General features: G+C 42.1%; 19 protein-coding genes, 1 pseudogene and 1 riboswitch. Of the genes and pseudogenes, 16 read left to right on the top strand and 4 right to left on the bottom strand.

Translation table 11 applies throughout. The features are described 5' to 3' along the window. Positions 1–203: 203 nt before the first annotated feature. Positions 204–1,379 carry an SAM-dependent methyltransferase gene (locus NL111_RS09200; RefSeq protein ID WP_002829543.1) on the bottom strand — a complete coding sequence of 392 codons (1,176 nt, stop codon included), beginning with the start codon at positions 1,377–1,379 and terminating at the stop codon, positions 204–206. A 154-nt stretch (positions 1,380–1,533) separates the two neighbouring features. On the opposite strand from NL111_RS09200, the gene NL111_RS09195 reads away from it, so the two are divergent. The 6 genes and pseudogenes from NL111_RS09195 (at position 1,534) to NL111_RS09170 (ending at position 7,843) form a co-directional block, all read left to right on the top strand. Further along, entirely contained in the window at positions 1,534–2,424 is an 891-nt protein-coding gene (locus tag NL111_RS09195; RefSeq protein WP_285110190.1) for a hypothetical protein, read from the top strand. An 87-nt stretch (positions 2,425–2,511) separates the two neighbouring features. Continuing rightward, positions 2,512–2,578, top strand: a riboswitch (Fluoride riboswitch). Positions 2,579–2,634: 56 nt separating this feature from the next. Then, positions 2,635–3,921, top strand: coding sequence for a phosphopyruvate hydratase (eno, locus tag NL111_RS09190; protein WP_004166282.1), 1,287 nt, complete (start codon positions 2,635–2,637; stop codon positions 3,919–3,921). A gap of 94 nt (positions 3,922–4,015) precedes the next feature. After that, the gene (locus tag NL111_RS09185; RefSeq protein ID WP_002829547.1) at positions 4,016–4,705 is read left to right on the top strand and encodes a 2,3-diphosphoglycerate-dependent phosphoglycerate mutase; all 690 of its coding nucleotides are present in this window, start codon (positions 4,016–4,018) and stop codon (positions 4,703–4,705) included. 139 nt (positions 4,706–4,844) lie between these two features. After that, positions 4,845–5,534 (top strand): B3/B4 domain-containing protein, encoded by a 690-nt coding sequence (locus tag NL111_RS09180; protein ID WP_159208240.1) that lies wholly within the window; start codon positions 4,845–4,847, stop codon positions 5,532–5,534. Positions 5,535–5,808: 274 nt separating this feature from the next. Beyond that, a pseudogene (locus NL111_RS09175) lies at positions 5,809–6,671 on the top strand (DUF3737 family protein). Positions 6,672–6,673: 2 nt separating this feature from the next. Beyond that, positions 6,674–7,843 carry a MalY/PatB family protein gene (locus tag NL111_RS09170; protein ID WP_119179073.1) on the top strand — a complete coding sequence of 390 codons (1,170 nt, stop codon included), beginning with the start codon at positions 6,674–6,676 and terminating at the stop codon, positions 7,841–7,843. Between the two features lie 156 nt (positions 7,844–7,999). Here the strand turns inward: NL111_RS09170 and NL111_RS09165 are convergent, their stop codons facing one another. After that, on the bottom strand, positions 8,000–8,476 hold the full coding sequence (locus NL111_RS09165) for an Rrf2 family transcriptional regulator (RefSeq protein WP_002832521.1): 477 nt from the start codon (positions 8,474–8,476) through the stop codon (positions 8,000–8,002). A 118-nt stretch (positions 8,477–8,594) separates the two neighbouring features. Between NL111_RS09165 and NL111_RS09160 the strand changes: the two genes are divergently transcribed. Then, positions 8,595–9,449 carry an SDR family oxidoreductase gene (locus tag NL111_RS09160; RefSeq protein ID WP_002832520.1) on the top strand — a complete coding sequence of 285 codons (855 nt, stop codon included), beginning with the start codon at positions 8,595–8,597 and terminating at the stop codon, positions 9,447–9,449. A 110-nt stretch (positions 9,450–9,559) separates the two neighbouring features. Here the strand turns inward: NL111_RS09160 and NL111_RS09155 are convergent, their stop codons facing one another. Together NL111_RS09155 and NL111_RS09150 are read right to left on the bottom strand one after the other, a co-directional pair. Beyond that, positions 9,560–10,162 (bottom strand): histidine phosphatase family protein, encoded by a 603-nt coding sequence (locus NL111_RS09155; protein WP_058120931.1) that lies wholly within the window; start codon positions 10,160–10,162, stop codon positions 9,560–9,562. 80 nt (positions 10,163–10,242) lie between these two features. After that, positions 10,243–12,105, bottom strand: a complete 1,863-nt coding sequence (locus NL111_RS09150) for a glycosyltransferase family protein (protein ID WP_502929572.1) — start codon at positions 12,103–12,105, stop codon at positions 10,243–10,245. Between the two features lie 332 nt (positions 12,106–12,437). Here NL111_RS09150 and NL111_RS09140 point away from each other — a divergent pair, with 332 nt between their 5' ends. The 9 genes from NL111_RS09140 (at position 12,438) to rbsU (ending at position 22,972) form a co-directional block, all read left to right on the top strand. Continuing rightward, positions 12,438–13,517 (top strand): bifunctional glycosyltransferase family 2/GtrA family protein, encoded by a 1,080-nt coding sequence (locus tag NL111_RS09140; RefSeq protein WP_063504785.1) that lies wholly within the window; start codon positions 12,438–12,440, stop codon positions 13,515–13,517. Continuing rightward, positions 13,517–15,481 (top strand): glycosyltransferase family 2 protein, encoded by a 1,965-nt coding sequence (locus NL111_RS09135; protein WP_002829562.1) that lies wholly within the window; start codon positions 13,517–13,519, stop codon positions 15,479–15,481. The genes NL111_RS09140 and NL111_RS09135 overlap by 1 nt, the downstream gene beginning before the upstream one ends. A gap of 30 nt (positions 15,482–15,511) precedes the next feature. Next, on the top strand, positions 15,512–17,368 hold the full coding sequence (locus NL111_RS09130) for a glycosyltransferase family protein (RefSeq protein WP_285110187.1): 1,857 nt from the start codon (positions 15,512–15,514) through the stop codon (positions 17,366–17,368). A gap of 82 nt (positions 17,369–17,450) precedes the next feature. Next, positions 17,451–17,618, top strand: coding sequence for a hypothetical protein (locus NL111_RS09125; RefSeq protein ID WP_002832515.1), 168 nt, complete (start codon positions 17,451–17,453; stop codon positions 17,616–17,618). A 229-nt stretch (positions 17,619–17,847) separates the two neighbouring features. After that, positions 17,848–19,191 carry an Nramp family divalent metal transporter gene (locus NL111_RS09120; protein WP_002829564.1) on the top strand — a complete coding sequence of 448 codons (1,344 nt, stop codon included), beginning with the start codon at positions 17,848–17,850 and terminating at the stop codon, positions 19,189–19,191. Positions 19,192–19,472: 281 nt separating this feature from the next. After that, positions 19,473–20,471 (top strand): ribose utilization transcriptional repressor RbsR, encoded by a 999-nt coding sequence (rbsR, locus tag NL111_RS09115; RefSeq protein ID WP_002829565.1) that lies wholly within the window; start codon positions 19,473–19,475, stop codon positions 20,469–20,471. A 131-nt stretch (positions 20,472–20,602) separates the two neighbouring features. Next, the gene (gene rbsK, locus NL111_RS09110) at positions 20,603–21,508 is read left to right on the top strand and encodes a ribokinase (RefSeq protein ID WP_002829566.1); all 906 of its coding nucleotides are present in this window, start codon (positions 20,603–20,605) and stop codon (positions 21,506–21,508) included. A gap of 17 nt (positions 21,509–21,525) precedes the next feature. Further along, entirely contained in the window at positions 21,526–21,921 is a 396-nt protein-coding gene (gene rbsD, locus NL111_RS09105; protein ID WP_002829567.1) for a D-ribose pyranase, read from the top strand. Between the two features lie 166 nt (positions 21,922–22,087). After that, positions 22,088–22,972: a ribose/proton symporter RbsU gene (rbsU, locus tag NL111_RS09100; protein ID WP_004166265.1), complete on the top strand. Its 885-nt coding sequence runs from the start codon at positions 22,088–22,090 to the stop codon at positions 22,970–22,972. Positions 22,973–23,003 lie beyond the last annotated feature (31 nt).

The raw sequence follows: 23,003 nt of genomic DNA, 5'->3' as shown, positions 1-23,003 counted from the left end.
CAATCTTCTCCGGTTAGCAAAATCATAAAACTAATCATCAAAACCGCGATTAATTTCATGAATTTTCGTTTTTTGCCGCGTAGCTGAAACGCGTTCTAAAACCCAGCTCTCTCCGGTTAACCAAATTAGGGGACCAACCGCTAAATTCGCGGCCGGTCCCCTAATTCAGTTATCCTCAAGAGCTACTCAGATTTTAGGATGCTCTATTTTTCATACATATAATCCCGCGTCATTGGAAGGACCCGGCCACTTGCTCCCTTAGTTAGCAAGTATTGGATTACGTCAATGTTGCCAGATTCAAACGAAGCCGCGCATGCTTGTAAGTACAAATCCCACATCCGAACGAATTTTTCGTCGAACATTTCGCGTACTTCGTCACGATGCTTGTTAAAGTTAGCGTCCCAAATTTCAGTAGTCCGTTGGTAATGCCGACGCAATGGTTCCATATCGTCAATTTGGAGACCGCTGTTAACAATGTGTTCGATATTTTCTACCAAACCAGGTACGTATCCACCTGGGAAAATCCACTTGTTTAGCCAGCCGTTATTAGCCCCGCCTTGTTGCCGGGTGATTCCGTGGATCAATGCGACCCCATCGTCCTTTAAGTACTTAGCTACGTTATCAAAGTAGATCCCCAAGTTTTCCTTTCCAACGTGTTCAAACATTCCTACACTGGTAATGTAGTCAAACTTCTCGTCGCCAAGTTCCCGATAATCTTGCAGCCGAACTTCTGCAACCCCGCTAAGTCCTTCTTCTTGGATACGTTGGTTGACCAAGTCGTATTGTTCTTGGCTAAGGGTTACACCGACTACCTTTAAGTTAAATTCTTTAGCGGCAGTAAGCATTAGGGTTCCCCAACCACAACCGATGTCTAAAAGAGTTTTTCCAGGTTGTGGGTTTAGTTTCCGAATAATGTGGCGAACCTTATTCATTTGTGCCGTTTCCAAGCTATCTTGGTCGCTTTCAAAGTAAGCACAAGAATAAGTCATTGTTGGATCTAACCATAATTTATAGAAGTCGTTTCCAATATCGTAGTGGTTTTGCACATCTTCTTTACTTTCCTTCTCGCCGTGGCCTTGTTTAGGAAGAAAGTGGATGAACTTCTTGTTGTGGAAAAAGCTGTCCGCATTTTCGTAAGCAGAAGTAATTAACTTTTGTAAATTACCATCGACGGTAATTGTACCATCCATGTACGCCTCCCCAAGGGCGATTGAAGCATTCTTAGTAATGCTTTTAATCGGAATGGCCTTTTTAAAAGTAATGGTTGCTTGGGGTTCTCCCGTCCCGTAAACTGCGGAACTTCCATCCCAATAATTAACTTTAATTGGGATATTGAATGAACGTTTTAAAAACGTTTTATAAAATTGTTTCTCAAGCATGATTCAGGTCCTTTCCAAAAATAGTTATACAACTGTTATAACGTGTTTGGGTAAATATTTCAAATGAGAAGCTAATGAAAACGAATTCCCTAATATGGGTAATGAAGCCTTACGTGGTATAATTAAGCAGACACCTGAATGGGGAGGAATACCGATGAAAAAGTGGATTTGGGCGGTTCTGATTTTTTTGGTCGCCGGAGTGGTTGGTGGGTACTCAGTTGCTCATTATCACGAAAATGAACTGCAATATCAACGCAACATCACCAATGGACAAACGGCGATTGCCCAAAAAAATTATGCGGCTGCCAAGAATTATTTTTCACGGGCCCTCACAAAGAAGAAAAACGATCGGGAGGCAACCAACCTCCTCGACCAAACTCGGCAATTTACCCGCGCAGAATCTGAATTTAAAAGTAATGAATTTACCAGTGCGCGGTTAGATTACCAAAACGTGCTGAAAATTTCAGACGGCTCTAGGACGTTGAAAGAACGTAGTCAGGCGCGGATCAAATTAATCAAAAAAATTAGGGATAATTTTAAAAAATTCAGTAAACAACTAAAGAAAGCTAAAAAATTGAACGCGGCGTGGGACTTTTATGCTTCAAATGCGCAGTTAGACTTGCTGCTTAGCAACGAAGAATTTAATAAGGGATATTATGAAACCCTCCATGATCAGGCACTAACGCTGCAGCGATTTAATAATGCTGGGATCGTTGCTGACCAAGGAGCTTTCAATAGTGATACGACGCCGGACAATAACCAAGGGGCGGCAAATAAATCCCTTAAGCCAAAGGTAAGGCCACGCTACGAAGGGCCGACTACCACCAAACCGGCGGCGCCTAAAAAGAAACCTAAGGACAGTTCTTCTAAAGCCGCTTCTAAGGATCAGCCCTCGAACAAGGAATCAAGCGATAAGCCAGATTCTGATGATTCAACTAATTCTTCATCGGAAACGAGCAGCTCTGGCAGCAGTAAACCTTCTCAAACTGAAAAAGAAGCTGAAAACGCCATGGTCGAAGGTTCTTCCGCGTCCTCACAAAAATAATTTTTGGCGCAGTTATATTTATAAAACTGCGCAAATTTTCAAAAAGCGGGTTGTAAAAATTACTAAGTGGAACTACAATATGGCTGTAACTAAATAGGCGATGACGTTCGCCGTAAAAATAATTAAACATTAATTTGATGACGTCTATTATTTCTAGGAAATTCCTGGGGATAATAGGCGTCTTTTTTGTTTAAGAGGGGGAATTTAGTAATGACACTAGTTATTGAAAATGTTAAGGCACGCGAGATCTTCGATTCACGGGGAAATCCGACGGTAGAAGTTGACGTAACGCTGTCTAACGGGATAATGGGTCGGGCAGCGGTACCTTCGGGGGCTTCTACTGGAGAAAAGGAAGCTGTCGAGTTACGAGACGGCGGTAAACGGTTATCTGGCAAAGGGGTGCTAAAGGCGATTGACAACGTAAATAACAATATTGCGGTGGCTTTAAAGGGGGTTGATCCCTTCAACCAGGCTAACGTTGACCAAATAATGATTGATTTAGACGGAACTAACAATAAGCGTAAATTAGGCGCCAACGCGATTTTAGGCGTTTCCATGGCTACGGCAAGAGCGGCGGCCAATGCGCTCCACATCCCCCTCTACCGGTACTTAGGGGGAACTGATTTAGAACTCCCGCAAACTTTTCATAACGTAATTAACGGGGGCGAGCACGCTAATAACCAAATTGATATTCAAGAATTTATGATTACTCCGGTGGAACGGACTAGTTTCCGAGAGGGGTTTGAAAAAATTGTCAATACCTATCACGTATTGAAAAAAATTATTGCCGATGCGGGTTATTCCACTGGACTGGGGGACGAAGGCGGCTTTGCGCCGGATTTACCTTCCTCAGAAGACGCTTTAAAAATGTTACACGAAGCGATTGTTAAAGCAGGCTACGTTCCTGGGAAAGAAGTGGCGATTGCTTTTGATGCGGCAGCCTCTTATTTCTATAATCGAGAGACCAAGAATTACGATTTTGAAGGTCGGACGTACACGCCGCAAGAGCTAGGAGAATATTACGGCAAGCTGCTAAACGAGTTTCCAGAAATCATTTCCATCGAGGATCCTTACGGGGAAGAAGATTGGGACAACTTTAGTAAATTTACTAGTGAATATGGGCAAAGAGTCCAAATTGTAGCTGACGACCCGGTCTGCACGAATCCGCGCTTGATTCGGGAAGCTATCAAAAAAGGGATGGCAAATTCAATTTTAATCAAGTTAAACCAAATTGGGACGGTTACGGAAACGCTCGAAGCCATCCGGGTAGCCCGCAAAAATGGCTATACCACGATGATGTCGCACCGTTCTGGTGAAACGGCGGATACCTTTGTTGCGGACTTTACCGTGGCCACAAACGCTGCGCAATTAAAGGCGGGAGCGCCGGCACGTTCAGAACGGGTGGAAAAATATAACCAGCTTTTGCGGATCGAAGAAGAGTTAGGCAAAGCCGGCACCCGGCTAGCACACTTTCCTAACCAAATTGATCTCGATTAAGAAAACTTCTTTATTTTAGGTTTGTGCTTAGCGGTTAAAAATTGTAAAATTAGAACGTTAGAAATTTATTTGAAGAAAGAGGTATTCAAACGATATGGCAAAATTAGTTTTGATTCGTCATGGTCAAAGTGAATGGAACTTATCAAACCAATTTACTGGTTGGGTTGACGTTGATCTTAGTGATGAAGGTGTTAAACAAGCAAAAAATGCTGGTAAGTTAATTAAGGAAGCTGGTCTTGAATTTGACCAAGCTTACACTTCAGTATTAACTCGTGCCATCAAGACTTTGCACTATGCTTTGGAAGAATCTGACCAACTTTGGATTCCAGAAACCAAGACATGGCGTTTGAACGAACGTCACTACGGTGCATTGCAAGGCCAAAACAAGGCTAAGGCTGCTGAAAAATGGGGCGACGAACAAGTTCACATTTGGCGCCGTTCATACGACGTACTTCCTCCATTGTTAGATGCTAGCGATGAAGGTTCAGCTGCTAACGACCGTCGTTACGCAAACTTAGACCCCCGTATCATCCCTGGTGGTGAAAACCTTAAGGTAACTCTTGAACGGGTTATTCCTTTCTGGGAAGATGAAATTGCTCCTAAGTTGCTTGACAACAAGAACGTTATCATTGCTGCACACGGTAACTCACTCCGTGCTTTGAGCAAGTACATCGAAAACATTTCTGATGAAGACATCATGAATCTTGAAATGGCAACTGGAGAACCAGTTGTTTACGACTTCAACGACAAGCTTGAAGTTCAAAGTAAAACTAAGCTTAACTAATTTTATTTAGTTGAGTTGACGAAAAGACTGAGGGAATTTTTCCTCAGTCTTTTTTTTGTTAGTTTTGTTGCATTTGCACCTATTTTGTTAGATAATGGCTGTGAATTAATCTGTAAGTATTAAGAGGAGGAAGTTTAATATGCAACCATTAATCGTTGATGATCAAATCTGGGAATTATTTCCCAAAGCGCAGTTTCAAGTATTGGTAGCACATGGCATTGATAACCATCTAGCGGCTATGCAAACGGAACACTATCAAGCAATGTTAGACAATGCCGTTAAAGAAGCCCAGAAATTTATTACTGATGATGTTTTTCGGAATAACCCGGTGATTAGTGAATGGCGGGATGCGTTTACCAAATTTAAGAAGAAAAAGGGTGCCCGTTCGTCAATTGAAGCGTTGCTCAAACGAGTTTCCCAAGGAAAATCGCTTAGTCCAATTAACCCGTTAGTTGATATTTATAATAGTATTTCGCTCGAATTTGGCGTGCCGTGTGGCAGCGAAGATTTACAAAAAATGGATGGTACGATGCATCTCGGAGTTGCTAAGGGCGGCGAAAGTTTCCGGCCCCTTGGAGTAGAAGAAGATGAGCCAGCGTTGCCAGGGGAAGTCATTTATTACGACCAAACTGGGGCTATTTGTCGCTGCTTTAATTGGCGTGAGGCTCAACGCACCATGCTAACTGATGAAACTACCGATGCGGTATTGGTTATCGAAGCGGTTAACGCTGACCAAGCGCAACGTGCACAACAAGCTGCTGAAGAATTACAGCAACGGATCAAAACCGAGTTAGGCGTGGATGCGGAACGTATGGTTTTGAAGAAGTAACCTTGGCTAAGTTTGCTAAGAAAGTCGGGTTAAGTATAGTAAAAAGACTTTTGACACGTGCTTTGAGTTCGAATTGAAAGTTAACAAATTAAAAGGGTTTCTCAAGAATGTAAAAGTTCTGAGAAACCTTTTTTGGTACGGCTCCCAATATTAGTTCAATTGATAAGTAAATATTATAAATGACGATAACCAATAAATATTTAACATAGTTGGGTGGGCGCCATATACTATGAATATTGGAAGTTAAGTAAGCTTAATGAAAAGAGATGTAAGAATGCAAAAAATAAATGAAAACTACTTTGAAGGAGAACGATCACTGTTTAATGCTCGTGATTTAATAATTGAACAAGCTACTTTTGGCGAAGGAGAGTCGCCTTTAAAAGAGAGTCAAAATATTGAATTAATAGATACCGTATTTAAGTGGAAGTACCCCTTTGGTATGCAAAGCACGTTAAAGGAGAAAGAATAATTCTAGAGACGATGGCTCGCTCGGGAATTTGGTATACGAACGATATTGAACTTAATGATTCAACTCTTCAAGCACCAAAGCTTTTTCGAGTGTGCAAGCAAGTTAAGCTAAATAATATTCATTTTTCAGATGCACAAGAAACTCTTTGGAAATGCAATCAGGTAACGATGAAAAATGTGCAAGCTAATGGTGATTACTTCGGGATGAATAGCACCAATTTATATATCGACCATTTGGATTTAGTGGGTAATTATTGTTTCGACGGGGCTAAAAATGTGGAGGTGCACAATTCGCGACTGGTTTCTAAAGATGCCTTTTGGAATTGTGAAAATGTCACCATTTACGATTCCATAATCAGTGGTGAATATTTAGCGTGGAATACTAAGAATTTAACTTTAATTAATTGTACAATTGAAAGCGAACAAGGGCTTTGTTATGTAGATGATTTAAAAATGATTAATTGTCGGGTTTTGCGGACTAACCTTGCCTTTGAATATTGTCGGAACATTGACGCAGAAATTACTACTGATGTAATGAGCATTAAGAACCCAATCAGTGGAAATATTCGAGTTGCATCCGTTGGTGAAATAATTATGGATGATCCAACAATTGATCCACAAAATACCGTAATTACCCAGACAACAACACGGTTGCCGAAAGGAGCGTAACGATGAGTGATTTTGATCAGATAATCAACCGAACCAAAACTAATTCCATTAAGTGGCACGTTGCTAAAAATGAGCTGCCTATGTGGATAGCAGATATGGACTTTAAAACGAGTCCTGCAATTGTTCAAGCATTACAAGAAAAGGTTCGAGATGGAATTTTTGGGTATGAAGAAATTCCGCCGGCATACTTTAATGCAGTGGCAAATTGGTATGAACGGGTGCATGGTTTTCGTCCAGATCCCGCATGGATGACGTTTGCAACCGGAGTAGTTCCCGCGCTTTCTTCAGCGGTTCGTCGGCTAACTGCTGTAGGAGATAATGTTTTAGTGCAAGCACCTGTTTACAATATTTTTTATAATTCAATCGTGAATAACGGGCGCCACGTGGTTTCAAGTGACTTACTTTATGACGAAAACAAACACGTCTACCATGTGGATTGGGATGATTTGGAAGCAAAATTAAGTGATCCACTAACGAATATGATGATTTTATGCAACCCACACAACCCGATTGGATTGATTTGGTCACGGGAGACGTTGACTCGACTTGCCCAACTCTGCCAACAATACCACGTGAAAATTTTTAGTGATGAGATTCACGGAGACCTCACTTTTAATCAAACAGGCTATACACCAATGTTTAGCTTACCAGCAGAATTGATTCAAAACTTGGTGGCGGCAGTTTCTCCAAGCAAAACGTTTAACGTGGCAGCAATGCACGCAGCAACTGTGTTGGTACCAAACAAAAATTTGCGCGCCCAAATTAACCGTGGATTGAATAGCGAAGAATTGGCAGAACCCAACTTGGTCGCAATCCCGGGCACGATTGCGGCTTACGAAAAAGGACTTCCTTGGTTACAAGAGCTTAAAGAGTACTTGGTCGAAAATCGCGAACTAGTTCGCAATTTTATCTCGCAAGAAGTGGGCCCACGGGTCGCCTTAGTTGAGGGACAAGCTACTTATCTGATCTGGATAGACGTCAGCCAGGTTACAAATGATTCAGCAAAACTAGCGAAGTTTATTCGAAAAGAAACTGGGTTAATTTTATCGGCCGGAAGTGTTTATGGTGGCAATGGAAATCACTTTTTGAGGATGAATGTGGCTTGTCCAAAAGAACGCCTGCAAGACGGACTGCAACGGTTGAAAAAGGGACTAACTGCTTGGCAAGCGTAAGCTAAACTTCGTATGTAAAAACGTGGAATAAGCGTTAATCATGTTTTAAAATTAATCATTTTGCAAAAGAAAAGGGCTCTTCGAGAAAGAAATTTTCTCGAAGAGTCCCTTTATTTTTTCTTAGCTAGACAGTTAATTTTCAGTAAAAGTGCAGACTTAAGATTTTAGATAATTAGCCAACAATCCCTGACTTTCGGGCCGTTTTTTGACTTCGTTAGTTGCAATATCCTGAATGACGTCGGCCAAAGTGGTTTTAGCCATTTCGTCTTGGACAACTTTTTGAAAATGAGCGTATTGAGCGTTTAAAGCATCTTGGATGTTGCCGCCTACCACGCAGTCCGGGTTCGTTTTGGGGTCAACTTGAATTAAATTCGTGTCGGCCTCATCAAGACTGTTGAAAATGTCTAATAAAGAAATTTGTTCTGGTGCCCGGGTTAGCGCTGGCTGGGGCTTACCCACGGTGGTTTTAATCAATCCAGCTTTTTTAAGTGACGCCATAATTCGGCGGATGTTAGACGGGTTGGTTTCCACACTGGCTGCGATGGCCTGACTAGTCAACGGGGCCGTATCGTGCAGAATGGCAATGTAAGCCAACACGTGGATGGTATCGCTAAAACGCATGGAATATTTCATTATCATCAACTCCCTTCTAGAATTTATCACTTGACAATCAGAATTACTACCCTTAGTATAAACGTGTGATTTATAAATGTACAGCTAATCAGTTAATAACGAAAGTGAGGATTTGATTATGAATATTTTAGTAACGGGCGCTACAGGTAACTTTGGGGGATATGCTTTAAAAGTTTTACAGGACTTAGTTCCAGAAGACAATCTATATGGCCTTGCTCGGACTGAAGAGAAGGGTGCTAAGCTAAAGGAAGCGGGGATTAAAGTACGGATTGGTGATTATACTGATTCGGCAAGTTTGCAAAAAGCTTTTGAAGGAATCGATCGGCTACTCTTTGTCTCGAGTACAACGGATGGTGACCGTCAAGCGCAACATCGGGATGTCGTCGAGGCGGCCAAGGCAGCGGGAGTGAGTTACATTGCATACACCAGTTTTGGCAAGGCAACGGAATCAACTAGTCCGCTCGCCGCTGACCATCGGTTTACCGAGCAGCTTATTGAAGAAAGCGGAATTGCCCATACTTTCTTACGGAATAATTGGTATTTGGAAAACGAAGCGGCCTTTTTAGCAGCGGGCGCTAAAGGTGGCAAGTTCATCTATGCGGGCGGCAACGGCCAAGCTGGCTGGGCACTTCGTCGCGAATACGCCGAAGTTGCGGCACGAGCGGTTTCCGGAAAATTTGATTTCCCTGAAATCCTAGAATTAGGTGGTCAACTTCGCACTTACGAAGATTTGGGTGCAGCCTTACGGGGAGCAACTGGTAAAGACCTGGAAGTGATCAGCGCGGATGAAGCTACCGCTGCAAAAAACCTCGTCGAAAATGCGGGAGTACCACAAAACGTGGCTGAACTGTTGGTTTCCTTTCAACAAATTGTCAAAAGCGGTGCTTTAGCAGTGCAACCTGACGATTTTGAAAAATACCTCGGAAAGCCTTTAACCCCAATGGTTGACGCGATTAAAGAAGTCTTGGGATAGTAGTTTTTATCACGAGTAATAAAAAAGATGACGGATCGAATTAGAAAATTCTGCACCGTCATCTTTTTGTTTACAGAAAATTGAATGGTCGAAGTTACGGGTTAGCCGAACTAAACCCGATTATTATAGCAATTTAACCGGGGCTTAAAGTGGTCCTTTTCATCAAGGTGAATTTGATTTAGGGTTACGTTTTGAACAATGCCAAATTCAGCTACGTCAACGTTGAAGATGGCTGCAAAAATTGCCCGAGTTGTCATCCCATGACAAATCAATAGTACGGATTGATCAGCAAACTGCTGTTTAAGGTCTTCGACAAACTCGCTCACCCGCGCAACCAGTGCGGCATAACTTTCGGAGTGGGGCGCATAGTCAGCGTACTTGGCGTTGAACATACCAAGACGGTCAAAAACTTCGGGATGCTTGTCGTAAATTAATTTTTCGGAGACCCCGTCCCAATCGCCAAAGTCCATCTCAGTAATCCGGGGATCATAGGTGAGCGCAGCATCATCACCTAAAAGAATCTTCGCGGTTTGTTTAGCACGCAGCATGGGACTGCAAAAAACGTGGTCAAACTGGTGCCAGTCGTAGTTTTGACTAACTTCCTTAGCATATTCGATTCCGGCCGGGGACAAACCGACGTCGGACCGGGCTCCGGAAACTAATCCGCGACCGTTATCTTGACTAGTACTGTGACGAACAATGGTTAAAAGCATGGGTGAAACCTCCTCAATGGTCTGGTAATGCGCTTACATTTCTATGATACAAGTAATTTAGGGAAAATGAAATCGTTTGGTTAATTTTTAACCGGAGTTATTTTCTGCACCCGACGCAATCCACGGGAAGTAACGCGGTAAAGCCCGGTTTTATAACTTTGATGATAGGTCTTTTGCAACATTACCGTAAATGTACGGTGCCATTCTGGTAAAGCTACGTATTGGTAAGCGGCAACGGTCTTTTTAAAAGTAGCCGGATCCATCATGAAGTTCTCTTGACCAACGACTTTATCGGAAAAGAAGTAGTAACGGCCAACGTAACCGGCATAGTAATTATTAACGTCGTTAGTGTGCGGGTCTACCAGTAAAATTTTGCGGTGATTGTAAGTCATCGAAGGTTGGGCAATTTGTTTTAGTTGAACTGGGAGCTGTTCTTTACCCAAGGTGTTGTTATATTCGATGCCGTTTATTTCTGAAAACATTAAAATGGTCGAGAAAATCATTAGTACCAACGCCGTAAGCTGATAAAGATTTTTGGTAAACACGTTTTTAAAGGAACGAACCCCCCGCCGACCAATTCTTTGTTCGAACATCGCTTGGTCCATAACCACGGCTAATACCATAGCGCCTAGCAGAAGATTTAGAATCACCATGCTTGATAGGTAGCGCTCTAACCCATCAAGTTGAATCGCTTCTGCATAGGGCATGGAAACGAGGTACATGGCAAATACGCTAGCGTAGTAAATTAGAAAACTAACGTCGATAGCAAACAGTGTTTTTAACAATGGATTTTTATGGTGCACGAGGAAAGTAATTACAATCCAACCAATTAATAAAGCAGCGTTAATTAGCAAACCCCCCCGGGTCGATAGGGCATGCCAATTTAATATTTGGTCGAGAAAGCGATGGCCAATCTTGATAACAACGGCATTGCCTTCGTGATGCAACTGTTGCTGGTACGCTTGGGCACTAATTTGGTGCTTAGAAATTGTCGTGAAGGTGTTGTGAACGTGTTGATTCCACCAAAAAAAGGGTAGAAAGCCAATTACTGCGGTAAACGCACTCAAAGCCAAGCTACGGAACCATCGTTGCCAGCGCGGGACTTCGCGATTAGTTGCAAGTGAATACAGCAAATAAGCAACCAGCATTACCACGTACATGGTTCCAGAATTTTTAACTAATAGTAATTCGGCACTAAAAAGCGCGGTGATGCTGCATTGCCAAAGGTGATGTTTTCGTTCGGCATAAATTCCGGCAAATCCAGCTGCGGTAACTACGGGAAGGACAAAATCAACCAGTAAATTATTCAGCCGAATTGCGATGTTAAAAACATTTATTATCGCAATAATGAAACAAAGAAAGAAGCCATTCATTGAACGGGTCCGGTCGCGCAGGACGGCAAAAAGGGCGTACAAACTAGCCCAGATTAATAAAAATTGGGCAACCAGCATGGTCCCGTCGTTAAAACCAACCCAGCTAACAAATTCGGTAATCCAAAGGGCGGTCGCAGGCGGATAAGACGTAAAAGAAATGATTGAATCGCCCGCAATTGGAAGATGCCCTTGGGTAAGCAGATATTTAACAATGATGGCCCAGTGGGAGTAGTTGTCATAATGAATAAGGATACTTTGACTTAGCGTGTGGAGCATGGTGAGCCCGATTACCACCATCCAGACGTCAAAATAATGAATTCCTTCAAAAGGCAATTTACCAATTTGAAAGCCGATAAAGATGAGACGAAGCAGGAAAAAACCACATCCGACGAAGACGATGGAACGAATCCCGAAGGAAAGCAGGCCAACCATGGCCAAAATATAGAGAAGGAGGGTTTGGACAACTATGGAAGTGATCCAGGACAAATATTTATCGATCCCTGCCATGCGCAGGATGCCTGCAAAACCAATTTGGCTCAGGACAAAAAAGAGCGCTCCCCATAAGTTCATTACGTTTACCCGCTTTCTTTAAGTAAATAATTACAAATCAGTTTAATAGTTTTCTTTAGTAAAATGGTTTAAATAGTATGTATTTTTGGAAGTTAATCTCACATTTTAATTCTACTCGTTTTAGGCTAAATGTAAAATTGAGCTCATTTAATGTTTTATAGTTTAAATTGAATTGGTGCCCGTTTTGAAGTATGATAGACGCTGGTGTAACTGAAAAACTATGTTATTTTTAAGCCTTAAAAAAATAATCATAACTATACGTTTTTTAATACATTAAGCCACAAAAAACACATAGTTTTTTCATAATTAAAAATAGATATCGGAGGAAACCAATGAAAGCTTACGGCATCTTGATTCCGGCATTAAATCCTGATGAAAAATTACTCGATTTAATTCAGGAGCTGTTAGAAAGTTCGGTTCCCGTACAGGCACTCGTGGTCGTTGACGATGGTAGCGACCAGCAGGCACAGCCAATTTTCCAACGTCTTGCAGATATGGAAGATGAACGTATTCATATACTGCATCACGAGGTTAATCGAGGAAAGGGAGCCGCGTTGAAAACTGGTTTCAAGTACATTTTAGAAAATTTTCCACAAATTCAGGGGATTGCTACCATGGATGCGGATGGACAACATCCGGTGGATGCATTAGCGGCTTGTATTCATCAGTTTGAAAAGCACCCGCAAGACTTAATTATCGGTGCACGCCAATTTACAAATCAAATCCCATGGCGGAGCCAGTTTGGTAACGTATTAACGCGTAAATTAGTGCGCATGCTCACTCGGCAAAATATTTCAGATACGCAAACCGGTCTGCGGGTAATCCCTCGAAGCTACGTGAGGCAATTACTTAGTTTTCCGGGAGAACGTTTCGAATTTGAGTTTGACATGCTGCTTCGAGCACGGAAGTTCCAGGTTAAGATTACCGAACAACCAATCCCCACAATTTATTTAGATGGCAATAAGTCCTCACACTTTCGGGTGGTTCGTGATTCGGTCGCAATATACGCACGTTTTTTGAAATTCGCGATGAGCGGGTTGATTTCTTTTCTAGTTGATGTAGGATTGTTTGAATTAATGATTGTTTTGATGGGAAAAGAATTACTTGGGGAACGAATTATCGTGGCTACAATTGTTTCGCGCCTGCTATCTGCGATGGTTAATTACACGCTGAACCATCGGGTGGTATTTGGTAAGCAGGGCCGTCAAACCGTTATTAAATACGGGGGGTTGTTTATCATCCAGATGTTTGCTTCCGGATACCTAACTGATTTAGTTACGGGCTGGTTGCCACACAGCCAGGGTAGCATTGCACCGCTAATCGCCAAAATTGTGGTGGACTTTACGTTATTTATTATCAGCTATCAAATCCAACGTGATTTGATCTTTAAGGAAAAGCGAGGGGCTGACTAATGCCAAAAATCAAAAAAATTAGTTATATTTTAGCAATTGTTTTGTCCGTTTTGTACCTGTTATGGAGGGTGTTTTTTACAATCCCGTGGCATGCCCACCTCTTTACACTAATTTTTGCGTTGATGCTGGTTGGTAGTGAGATTGTCTCTAACTTTACGGCTTATGTATTAATTGTTTTCCGGTTAATCCGGCAAAAGAAGCCGGTCGATTTTAAAATTCCGGATTTTGATGATCGCCAACCCCTCCCGGCGATTGACGTGATTATCGTCACCCATAACGAAGAGGTGGCTTTATTGCGTAAAACCGTGAATGCGGCCAAATTCATGAAATATCCCGACCCTAAGTTGGTTAACGTGGTGCTTGCAGACGATGGGAATCGTCCGGAAGTCCGCCAGTTAGCCAAGGAGTACCATGCTAATTACGTTACGATGGAAGAAAATAAGCATGCTAAGGCGGGAAATATTAACAATGCATTGGAACAGCTTCATGCGCCGTTGTTTGCCATTTTTGACGCGGATATGGTACCTTTCTCCAACTTTTTAATGGAGAGCGTCCCGTTTTTTACGGAAAATTTTGCTGAATTACAAGAAGATCCCGACCATACCGTGCCATTAGGATTTGTACAAACACCACAAAGCTTTTATAACGCAGATATTTTCCAGTTCAACCTCTTTTTACAAGATGCGGTGGTTAACGAACAAGACTTTTTCTCGCGGGATGTCAACGTTTTAAACGGCGCCAATGGGCATGCTTTATTTACCGGGTCTAACGCGGTGTTCTTACGGGAAGCGGTCGATAAAGTGGGTGGTTTTCCTACGGATACGATCACGGAGGACTTCGAATTAGGAACCAAAATTAACAGTGAGGGCTATAAGAGTTTGGCAACGGTAGAACCCGTTTCAAGCGGAATTACTCCGGTTGATATGAAGAGTGTTATCAAGCAACGGACGCGTTGGGCTCGGGGAGTAATTCAAAGTTGCCGTAACCTCCACATCTTTTTGAATCCCAAAATTAACTTGATTAATCGAATTATTTTGATTAATACGTGGCTTTACTGGTGGTCCTTTTTGCGCCGATTAATTTATATTGCAGCCCCGATTTTGTATGCCCTTTTTAAAGTGCAGGTCGTTAATGCTAATTTCTGGGTGCTGATGATTGTCTGGGCACCGGGATATTTCTTGCTGCACTTTGTACTGGGAGATGCCTCCAGTAATATTCGTAATGAACGGTGGGGAGAAATCCAAGAAACCTTTTTTGCCCCATACTTATTTTTACCCGTGTTACTGGAATCAATTGGTATTCACGCCAAAAAATTTAAAGTAACGGATAAAAAAGTACAATTTTCTTGGCGAGACAAATTGTACATCATCCCGTACTTGATTTTATGGTCGCTAACGTTAATTGCGATTATTAAATTTAACTGGGGAAAGTGGGGGTCAGAAATTATTGTGGGAAGTGTAATTACATTTTGGCTGGTAATGCACTTCATTAACCTTAGTTTCTGCCTATTTATCTCGATGAAACGAGACATTCATCGTCGTAGCGAACGATTTATTCGCCACGCAAAGGGCCGCATGCAGTTAGCAAATGGAAAATGGGCGGATTTTAAAACCCGAGACGTTTCGGATGGCGGTTTTTCGTTTGAATTGGATGACGACCAAAACCAACTAGAAATGGGCACGGAAACGACGGGAATCATCTATTACAAAAATTATCCAATTCATTTTAAGAGCAAAGTCGTCCGGGTAGTCGATACCGAACCAAAATGGTACGGAGTGACCGTTAACATTGAAGATCGTAAGGACCAAGATTACTACTTAGAACTAACGTATGACGGGGAAAACAAATTCCTCTCTAAAGAACAAGATAATTGGCTAACGCCGTTTGACCAACTTCATTTAAACGTGATTTTACGATTGAAGGAGTTAGAACGGTCCGCGACGCGCTTTATGCGCCGTTCATAAAAGTTAATTTAGAAATGTAGGTAAGGAAAAATGTCTTTCTTTGGTTTAGTTGTTTTTATGATGGCTCAATTGGGATATACGGGCCTGATTCGGATGACCGGCGTAAATAAATACATGTCGTGGATTACGGCAATGGTCGTCCAAACCTTAGCACTATATTTTTTGGCAATGGTAAATTTCTTGGAATTTGGGCTTAAAGCCGTTGTGATTGTGGGCTGTATTGGGCTGGTTGTGCGGGTCGGCCTGATCAGTTTTAATCGGGGAAAGCTCCCCTTTGAAGGAATCCATTATTTTGACTTTTGGATGCTGTTTTTGGGAATTATGATGGGCCGCACTTTATATTTCAGTCCCTTAATTCACTACGATAATTATTCTCACTGGGCCGTAATGGTTAAGTTCTTATTGTTTCAAGGGCACTTACCAGCCGGAGGCGAAACCTTAATTTCTTTCACGTCCTACCCGCCGGCCGCGGCTTTATGGATCACGGAATTTGTTAGCTGGGTTGGTTTTAGTGAAGGCGCCATGTTAGTGGGACAGTTCCTGTTGATTTGGGCAGGGCTATACGCCCTTTTTGCTGCATTACGGGATCGTAGTCGAACCATGACAGCGTTCTTCTTGTGTTTCATCATTGCCATCAGTAACGTTTTTAACATCGCAATTCGGATGAATAACCTTCTGGTTGACTTTGTTTTGCCAGTGTTGGCGGCCGCAGCTTTCGCGGGAATTTATTCGTATCGACGCCATCCGTGGTTACAATGCGTAACTGCTGGGATTTTTAGCGCAGAACTGTTACTAATTAAAAATTCGGGGACGATGTACGTGGTGATGATTGGATGCTACCTGATGTACTCGTTAACCACTAACTATAGCGTTGGTAAGCATTGGCTACGGATCCGGTTTGCGTCATGGCGAACTGCACTTACTATGGGGCTCAGTTATTTACCCTTTTTTTGGTGGAACCAACACGTGCACAACACGTTTCACGCAGTTACTAAACATCAGATCAGCGCCCAAGCGTATCAAAGTCAGCTAAACCACGAAAGCTCTGCCGTAATGGGTCGGATTAGCCAACAATTCATCCATCAAATTTTAACGTTAAATTCCCTGTCTACGAGGGGCGTTTTATTAATTAACATTGGTTTAATCGTGGCCTGGGTGGTGATTGGACTTGTTTTACATAAGCGCACTCCGCTTTTAAAAGTACTATTAGCCATTGACCTTAGTTTTGTGGTTTATTACGTGAGTGTATTGGCTATGTACCTCGTTTCCATGCCGTACAAGGAGGCCATTCATCTTGATGGACTAGAACGTTACTTATCTAGCATGGTGGTTTTAAACCTCTTCCTAGCTGCTTTAGCAATTGCGATAGCGATGGATCGGGCAATGTTTGTACAAGAAATTCAAAAACGAGGCGTTCGTTCGTTTAGCTCGCTGATTACTAAAAACATTTACCAATTCACGACGCTTGCACTGATGATCTTTTCAACAATTTTGATGATTTCAGAAATTGATGGTGTGGAGTATAATAACGCGCATAGTCAAGAAGCGCTGCCGGTCCAGCTGCCCCAAATCGCCAAGCAGACCACCAAGTACAATCACCAAAAAGTTCTGTTAGTCGACCCGCATCAAGACGACGTAGCAAGTTACTACGCGGGATACGTTGGAAAATATTATTTCTTTTCGGACAACCTGGTCGCTCGTGAAGATTTCATGATGTCGCCAACTGACTTTAAAAAATTAGTTCAAAGTTACCAATACATCGCGCTTCCAGAATGGCACCGTACGTTTACGGTAATGTTGCAAAAGACCTATCACCAAGATTATCGTACCGGATTATTTCGGGTGACGCCCGAGGGACTAGTTAAAGTTAGGCAAGTTAAACCATAGGCGCTATAATTGGCTTAATGCTTAAATGTGACAATGGGTCCTTAAATGACTAAATTGATTAAAAATAAGTTGGGTGAATTTGATGGATTGGCGTCGTAAAATCCGCGAAATACTTTTGTTTGTGCTGATTACCACGGGGATGAGCTGGTGGGTGGCGGACTTTTTCCCTCATCAGTTTCAATTTAACTGGGGAATTATTGTCGTAGTGAACCTTATGTTTGCAATCGCTGTGTTAACCCGTAAGCGATAATTAAAGGCCACGGAACGTTGTGAAAAAAATTAAGCGCAATTGTGGCCATTTAAATAACGGTTTATGGTATAGTAGTTATGGTTTTTGAAAAGAGCACTCCGTTTTAAAAAAGAAGATATCAAAAATTGATCCATTTTTAATTCGCTGATATTAAAATGGGTCAATTTTTAGCGTGGAGAGTTTGTTTCAAGTTACCGAATTTCTAAACCAATAGAAAAGAGGGACTACAATGTCAGAAAAACTCGATGAAGTAGATAATAAGAGCTTAGATGAGATTAACGGTAGTATTAAGGTGCCAAAGAATGCCGGTTTTTTCAAAACGTTAATGGCCTACACTGGGCCGGGAATCTTAATCGCGGTTGGTTACATGGACCCAGGGAACTGGATTACGTCAATCGCGGGTGGTGCTCAATTTAAATATACGTTGCTGTCGGTCATTTTGATTTCTAGCTTAATTGCCATGCTTTTACAAGCGATGTCGGCACGGTTAGGAATTGTAACCGGAAAGGATTTAGCGCAGTTAACTCGGGAGCGTACTAGTAAACGAGTTGGATTCATGCTGTGGGTAGTTGCTGAATTAGCAATTATGGCGACCGACATTGCGGAAATTATTGGTTCGGGGATTGCGCTTGAGCTATTATTCCACATTCCACTAATTATCGGGATCTTAATTACCGCAGCGGACGTATTGATTTTGCTGTTGCTAATGCGCTTAGGCTTCCGGAAAATTGAGGCGATTGTAGCGACATTGGTAATGGTGATCTTAATTGTTTTTGCTTACGAAGTTTTCCTTTCGGATCCTAGTATTTCGGGAATCATTAAAGGTTACGTGCCTGCACCAGTAATTTTGCAGAACAATTCAATGCTATATTTATCATTGGGAATCGTGGGGGCAACCGTAATGCCTCACGACCTTTACCTAGGATCTTCGATTTCGCAAACGCGTGAAATTGACCGCCGGGATCGTAAAAACGTGGCTCAAGCAATTCGTTTTTCCACGATTGACTCTAATATGCAACTATTTTTGGCGTTTATCGTCAACAGTTTGCTCTTGATTTTAGGGGCGGCTTTGTTTTACGGAACCGATAGCTCGTTAGGTCGATTTGTGGACTTGTTCAATGCGCTTAGTGACAATCAAATTGTTGGAGCAATTGCTAGTCCAATGTTGAGTATGTTATTTGCGGTAGCGTTGCTCGCGTCTGGACAAAGTTCAACGATTACCGGAACCCTTTCCGGACAAATTATCATGGAAGGTTTCATTCGCCTGAGGGTTCCGTTGTGGGTACAACGGTTGGTAACCCGTTTGCTCTCGGTGGCACCGGTTTTGATTTTTGCGATTTACTATCATGGTGACGAAGCCAAGATTGAAAATCTATTGACTTTCTCCCAAGTGTTCCTCAGTGTTGCGTTACCATTTGCGGTAATTCCGTTGGTAATGTATACCAGTAGTAAAAAACTGATGGGTGAGTTTGCTAACCGTCAGTGGGTGAAGTGGTGTGCTTGGATTGCTACAATAATATTGATTTTATTGAACATTTATCTGATCTTACAAACTTTAGGAATCGTTAAATGAAGTTAAAACTGAACTTCAATTGAAGTTAAAAATTAGTTTTATAAGCGGGCTGTCAGGAATTTCTGACAGCCTGTTTTTTTAGTTTCCGTAACTAAGGAATCGTGCAGTAAAAATGCTTTTGTCAGCTTGATAAAGCCAACGGAACAGCTGATTTTTCGGGTGAATAATTAATTATTAATTCTATGAGACCGAAAAATCTTCCAAAGAGATTTGCACACGCTTGCTTTTTTTAGTGTACACTATTCCTTAAAATAATTTATCAATTAGGTGTGGTTGACATAATGAATAAAAAGAAAGTTACGATCAAAGACGTTGCCAAAGCTGCCGGGGTTTCTGTTACTACGGTTTCCCAATCTTTAAATGGGAACGGCTCTCGTTTCTCTCCAAGAACGATCAAACGTATTCAACGCGCTAAAGAAAAACTGGGTTACGAACCAGATTACTTTGCGCAGCGGATGATTATGAAGAAAAGTAAGATGATCGGGGTGTTGGTTCCGGACATTACTAATCCCTTTTTCAACAGCTTAGTTCGCGGGATTGAAAACGTATTATACCAATATGATTTCATGACGATGCTTTGCAACGCGGATATGGACCAGGGCAAGGAAGACCGTTATTTGACGGAACTTACCCACCGGGGAGTCGATGGGTTTATCATTGCTAGCTCGTCAATTTCTAACGAGGCAATTCAAAAAATTCTGCGCGGCGAAAAATTTCCTTTTATCGTTTTAGACCAAAAAAAGTCGGAGGGAATCAGCGACGCGGTTCTCACCGACGATTTTTCTGGTGGACAACAAGCGGCCCAGCATTTATGGGATTTAGGTCACCGGCAAGTCGCCGTTGTAATGCCTGAAAACGCCACGGAAAATATTCAAAACCGACTTCGCGGCTTCCAAACGGTATTTGGGGAAGACGAGATTGTTCGCGTAGACGCCGAGCTATCCAAAAAGAGCGGACGTAAAGCGGCCCAAGCGGTAATTAATTCGCCCGCGACGGCGATTTTTGCGGTAAACGATCAAATTGCCTTAGGGTTATACCTCGGGCTGGCTGATCAGGGGTGCCGGATTCCTGAAGATTACAGCGTAATTGGGTACGATAACATTGATATGTGCGAATACGTGGTCCCCCAGTTAACTACGATTGCGCAGCCAATTTTTGAATTAGGGCAAACTACGGCAAAAATGTTAATTGACCGAATCGAAAAGCCTAACAAACAATGGGAAGAAGAGTTGTTGCCGGTTCAATTAGTAAAACGATTTTCCACTGCCCGTTTGAATTAATTTAAGTGTTGTGCTATATTTCTATTATGTCTTTAAAACGTTTTCATGCGGAAGACATTTTTATTTTTTTGTTTAGTAAAACGTTTTACCTAAAATAAATGGCAATTTTTTAAACTCAGGAGGAAAACAAGTTGAGTACGGTAACGATTATTGGAAGTATTAATTTAGATCGCACAATTCGGGTTAAGCAAATGCCCAAACCTGGAGAAACGATGCATACAAAAGAAATCTTCTCCGCTGGTGGCGGCAAGGGCGCAAACCAAGCGGTGGCAGCTAAGCGTTCCGAAGCAAAAACCAATTTTATTGGTGCAGTAGGAAACGATGATGCTGGCCGGGCAATGTTAGATTTACTAGAACATGAAGACATTGACCTTAGTGGAGTTACTACTTTGGACAATCAGGCAACTGGTCAAGCATACATTGTGGTTGACGACGCTGGTGAAAATGAAATTATGCTTCATGCCGGTGCAAACATGGCCTTTACTCCGGATTACGTAGCATCTAAAGCAGACGTGATTAAAAATAGTGATTTCGTTATTGCTCAATTTGAAACTGGGTTAGAAGCAACTACTAAGGCTTTTGAAATCGCTCACGAAGCGGGTGTAAAAACAATTTTGAATCCGGCTCCCGCAATTGAAAAGGTTCCGGATGATTTGCTAGCCGTAACGGATATGATTATTCCTAACGAAACGGAAACTGAAATCCTCACTGGAATTGAAGTCACTGACGAAGCTAGCATGGTGAAGGCTGCTAAAGCTTTGCATGACCAAGGAATTAAGGCCGTGTTAATCACCATTGGTAGTAAGGGAACTTTCTACAGCGTTAATGGTGAAACCGGGATCGTTCCCGCATTTAAGGTGAAGGCCGTCGACACTACTTCAGCCGGAGATACTTTCATTGGTGCCATGAGCACGGTTTTGAATCCAGACTTTAGCAATCTTAAAGACGCAATCCTTTACGGTAATAAGGCGTCATCATTGACGGTGCAACGCTTTGGTGCGCAACCATCGATTCCATATAAGAAAGAATTAAATTAACGAAGGAGTGCGGAAAAATGAAAAAAACAAAAGTAATCAATTCAGATATTTCTCGGGTAATTGCCCAAATGGGTCACTTCGATAAGTTAAGCATTGGTGACGCGGGTATGCCAGTACCAGCAGGAACCGAAAAAATCGACTTAGCAGTTGATAATGGAATTCCAAGCTTTACTCAAGTACTTTTGAATGTTTTAGAAGAATTAGAAGTACAACGAATTTACTTAGCGGAAGAAATCAAGACCGAAAATCCTAAGATGTTGGAAAGCATTCAAGAAATAATGCCTAACGTGCCGGTTACTTTCATTCCACACTCAGAAATGAAGCAAGACTTAAACAACTGTCGCGCGTTCATTCGGACGGGAGAAATGACGCCTTATTCAAATATCATTTTGGAAAGTGGCGTAGTATTTTAATTACCCTTAAGGGGATTGAGCAGTTAGATGGTCAATATTAACTACGATAAAAGATTTCCATTGGCCTATTGAAGGCGTATTATTAATATGTTTGGTCAACGCCATAGGAATTAACCGAGGCTGCGGAAGCAATGTTCCCAGCCTCTTTATTTAAGGGGGAAAAAGTATGAATGCAACAGCAATTTTAATCGGTCTTGGACCGTTGATTGGGTGGGGACTGTTTCCTACCCTAGCATCTAAAATCGGCGGTCGTCCGGTTGACCAGATTGTCGGGACCGCTTTTGGTACTTTCATTTTTGCGTTGATAGTCGCAATGGTGAACGGCCTAAGCTTACCTACCGGTTGGAACTTAGTTTTAACCATCGCTTCTGGAATTGGTTGGGCAAGTGCTGAAATTATTACATTTAAGAGTTTTGCAATGATTGGTTCATCACGTGCAATGCCAATTACTACGGCGTTTCAACTCTTGGGAGCTTCGTTATGGGGCGTGATCGCCTTAGGAAACTGGCCAGGAATCACGGCTAAAATCGTTGGTGGAATCGCCTTAATCATGATTATTTTTGGTGCTTCCTTGACGGTTTGGTCGGAACACAAAACAAAGGAAAATTCCAAGTTAATTACCCAAGCAGTGGGTTGGTTAGCAGTCGGGGAAATCGGATACTGGGTATATTCGGCAGCGCCTCAAGCAACTCCAGTTGACGGAATGCACGCTTTCTTGCCACAAGCGATTGGGATGGTAATTGTGGGCGTTGTCTACGCCGTCTTCCTTTCGATGAAGGGCGAAAAATCGGCCTTAACTGAAGCAGTTTCTTATAAACAAATCATTTCGGGCTTTTTCTTTGCCTTTGCAGCGTTGACTTACTTGATTTCGGCACAACCAAACATGAATGGTTTGGCAACTGGTTTCATCTTGTCACAAACGTCAGTAGTTTTGGCAACCTTAACCGGAATATGGTTCTTAGGTCAAAAAAAGACGCCAAAAGAAATGGCCGTTACGATTGCTGGTTTAGTACTAATTCTAGTAGCAGCAACCATTACGGTAATGATTTAATTCAATTAAATTAAGCTAAAGTGCAACTAAT

This window comes from Pediococcus sp. AC40 (assembly GCF_030252485.1).
Lineage (GTDB): Bacteria > Bacillota > Bacilli > Lactobacillales > Lactobacillaceae > Pediococcus > Pediococcus acidilactici.
This window is presented reverse-complemented; position numbering and strand designations above follow the sequence as displayed.

Bases quoted from the DNA above. Each gene is read 5' to 3' on its own strand.
- NL111_RS09120 (WP_002829564.1), top strand. From the start codon at position 17,848: ATGTCAGAAAAACTCGATGAAGTAGATAATAAGAGCTTAGATGAGATT.
- eno (WP_004166282.1), top strand. From the start codon at position 2,635: ATGACACTAGTTATTGAAAATGTTAAGGCACGCGAGATCTTCGATTCA.
- NL111_RS09140 (WP_063504785.1), top strand. From the start codon at position 12,438: ATGAAAGCTTACGGCATCTTGATTCCGGCATTAAATCCTGATGAAAAA.
- NL111_RS09150 (WP_502929572.1), bottom strand. From the start codon at position 12,105: ATGAACTTATGGGGAGCGCTCTTTTTTGTCCTGAGCCAAATTGGTTTT.
- NL111_RS09170 (WP_119179073.1), top strand. From the start codon at position 6,674: ATGAGTGATTTTGATCAGATAATCAACCGAACCAAAACTAATTCCATT.
- NL111_RS09185 (WP_002829547.1), top strand. From the start codon at position 4,016: ATGGCAAAATTAGTTTTGATTCGTCATGGTCAAAGTGAATGGAACTTA.
- rbsD (WP_002829567.1), top strand. From the start codon at position 21,526: ATGAAAAAAACAAAAGTAATCAATTCAGATATTTCTCGGGTAATTGCC.
- NL111_RS09195 (WP_285110190.1), top strand. From the start codon at position 1,534: ATGAAAAAGTGGATTTGGGCGGTTCTGATTTTTTTGGTCGCCGGAGTG.
- rbsR (WP_002829565.1), top strand. From the start codon at position 19,473: ATGAATAAAAAGAAAGTTACGATCAAAGACGTTGCCAAAGCTGCCGGG.
- NL111_RS09155 (WP_058120931.1), bottom strand. From the start codon at position 10,162: ATGCTTTTAACCATTGTTCGTCACAGTACTAGTCAAGATAACGGTCGC.
- NL111_RS09130 (WP_285110187.1), top strand. From the start codon at position 15,512: ATGTCTTTCTTTGGTTTAGTTGTTTTTATGATGGCTCAATTGGGATAT.
- rbsU (WP_004166265.1), top strand. From the start codon at position 22,088: ATGAATGCAACAGCAATTTTAATCGGTCTTGGACCGTTGATTGGGTGG.
- NL111_RS09180 (WP_159208240.1), top strand. From the start codon at position 4,845: ATGCAACCATTAATCGTTGATGATCAAATCTGGGAATTATTTCCCAAA.
- NL111_RS09135 (WP_002829562.1), top strand. From the start codon at position 13,517: ATGCCAAAAATCAAAAAAATTAGTTATATTTTAGCAATTGTTTTGTCC.
- NL111_RS09160 (WP_002832520.1), top strand. From the start codon at position 8,595: ATGAATATTTTAGTAACGGGCGCTACAGGTAACTTTGGGGGATATGCT.
- NL111_RS09165 (WP_002832521.1), bottom strand. From the start codon at position 8,476: ATGAAATATTCCATGCGTTTTAGCGATACCATCCACGTGTTGGCTTAC.
- NL111_RS09200 (WP_002829543.1), bottom strand. From the start codon at position 1,379: ATGCTTGAGAAACAATTTTATAAAACGTTTTTAAAACGTTCATTCAAT.
- NL111_RS09125 (WP_002832515.1), top strand. From the start codon at position 17,451: ATGGATTGGCGTCGTAAAATCCGCGAAATACTTTTGTTTGTGCTGATT.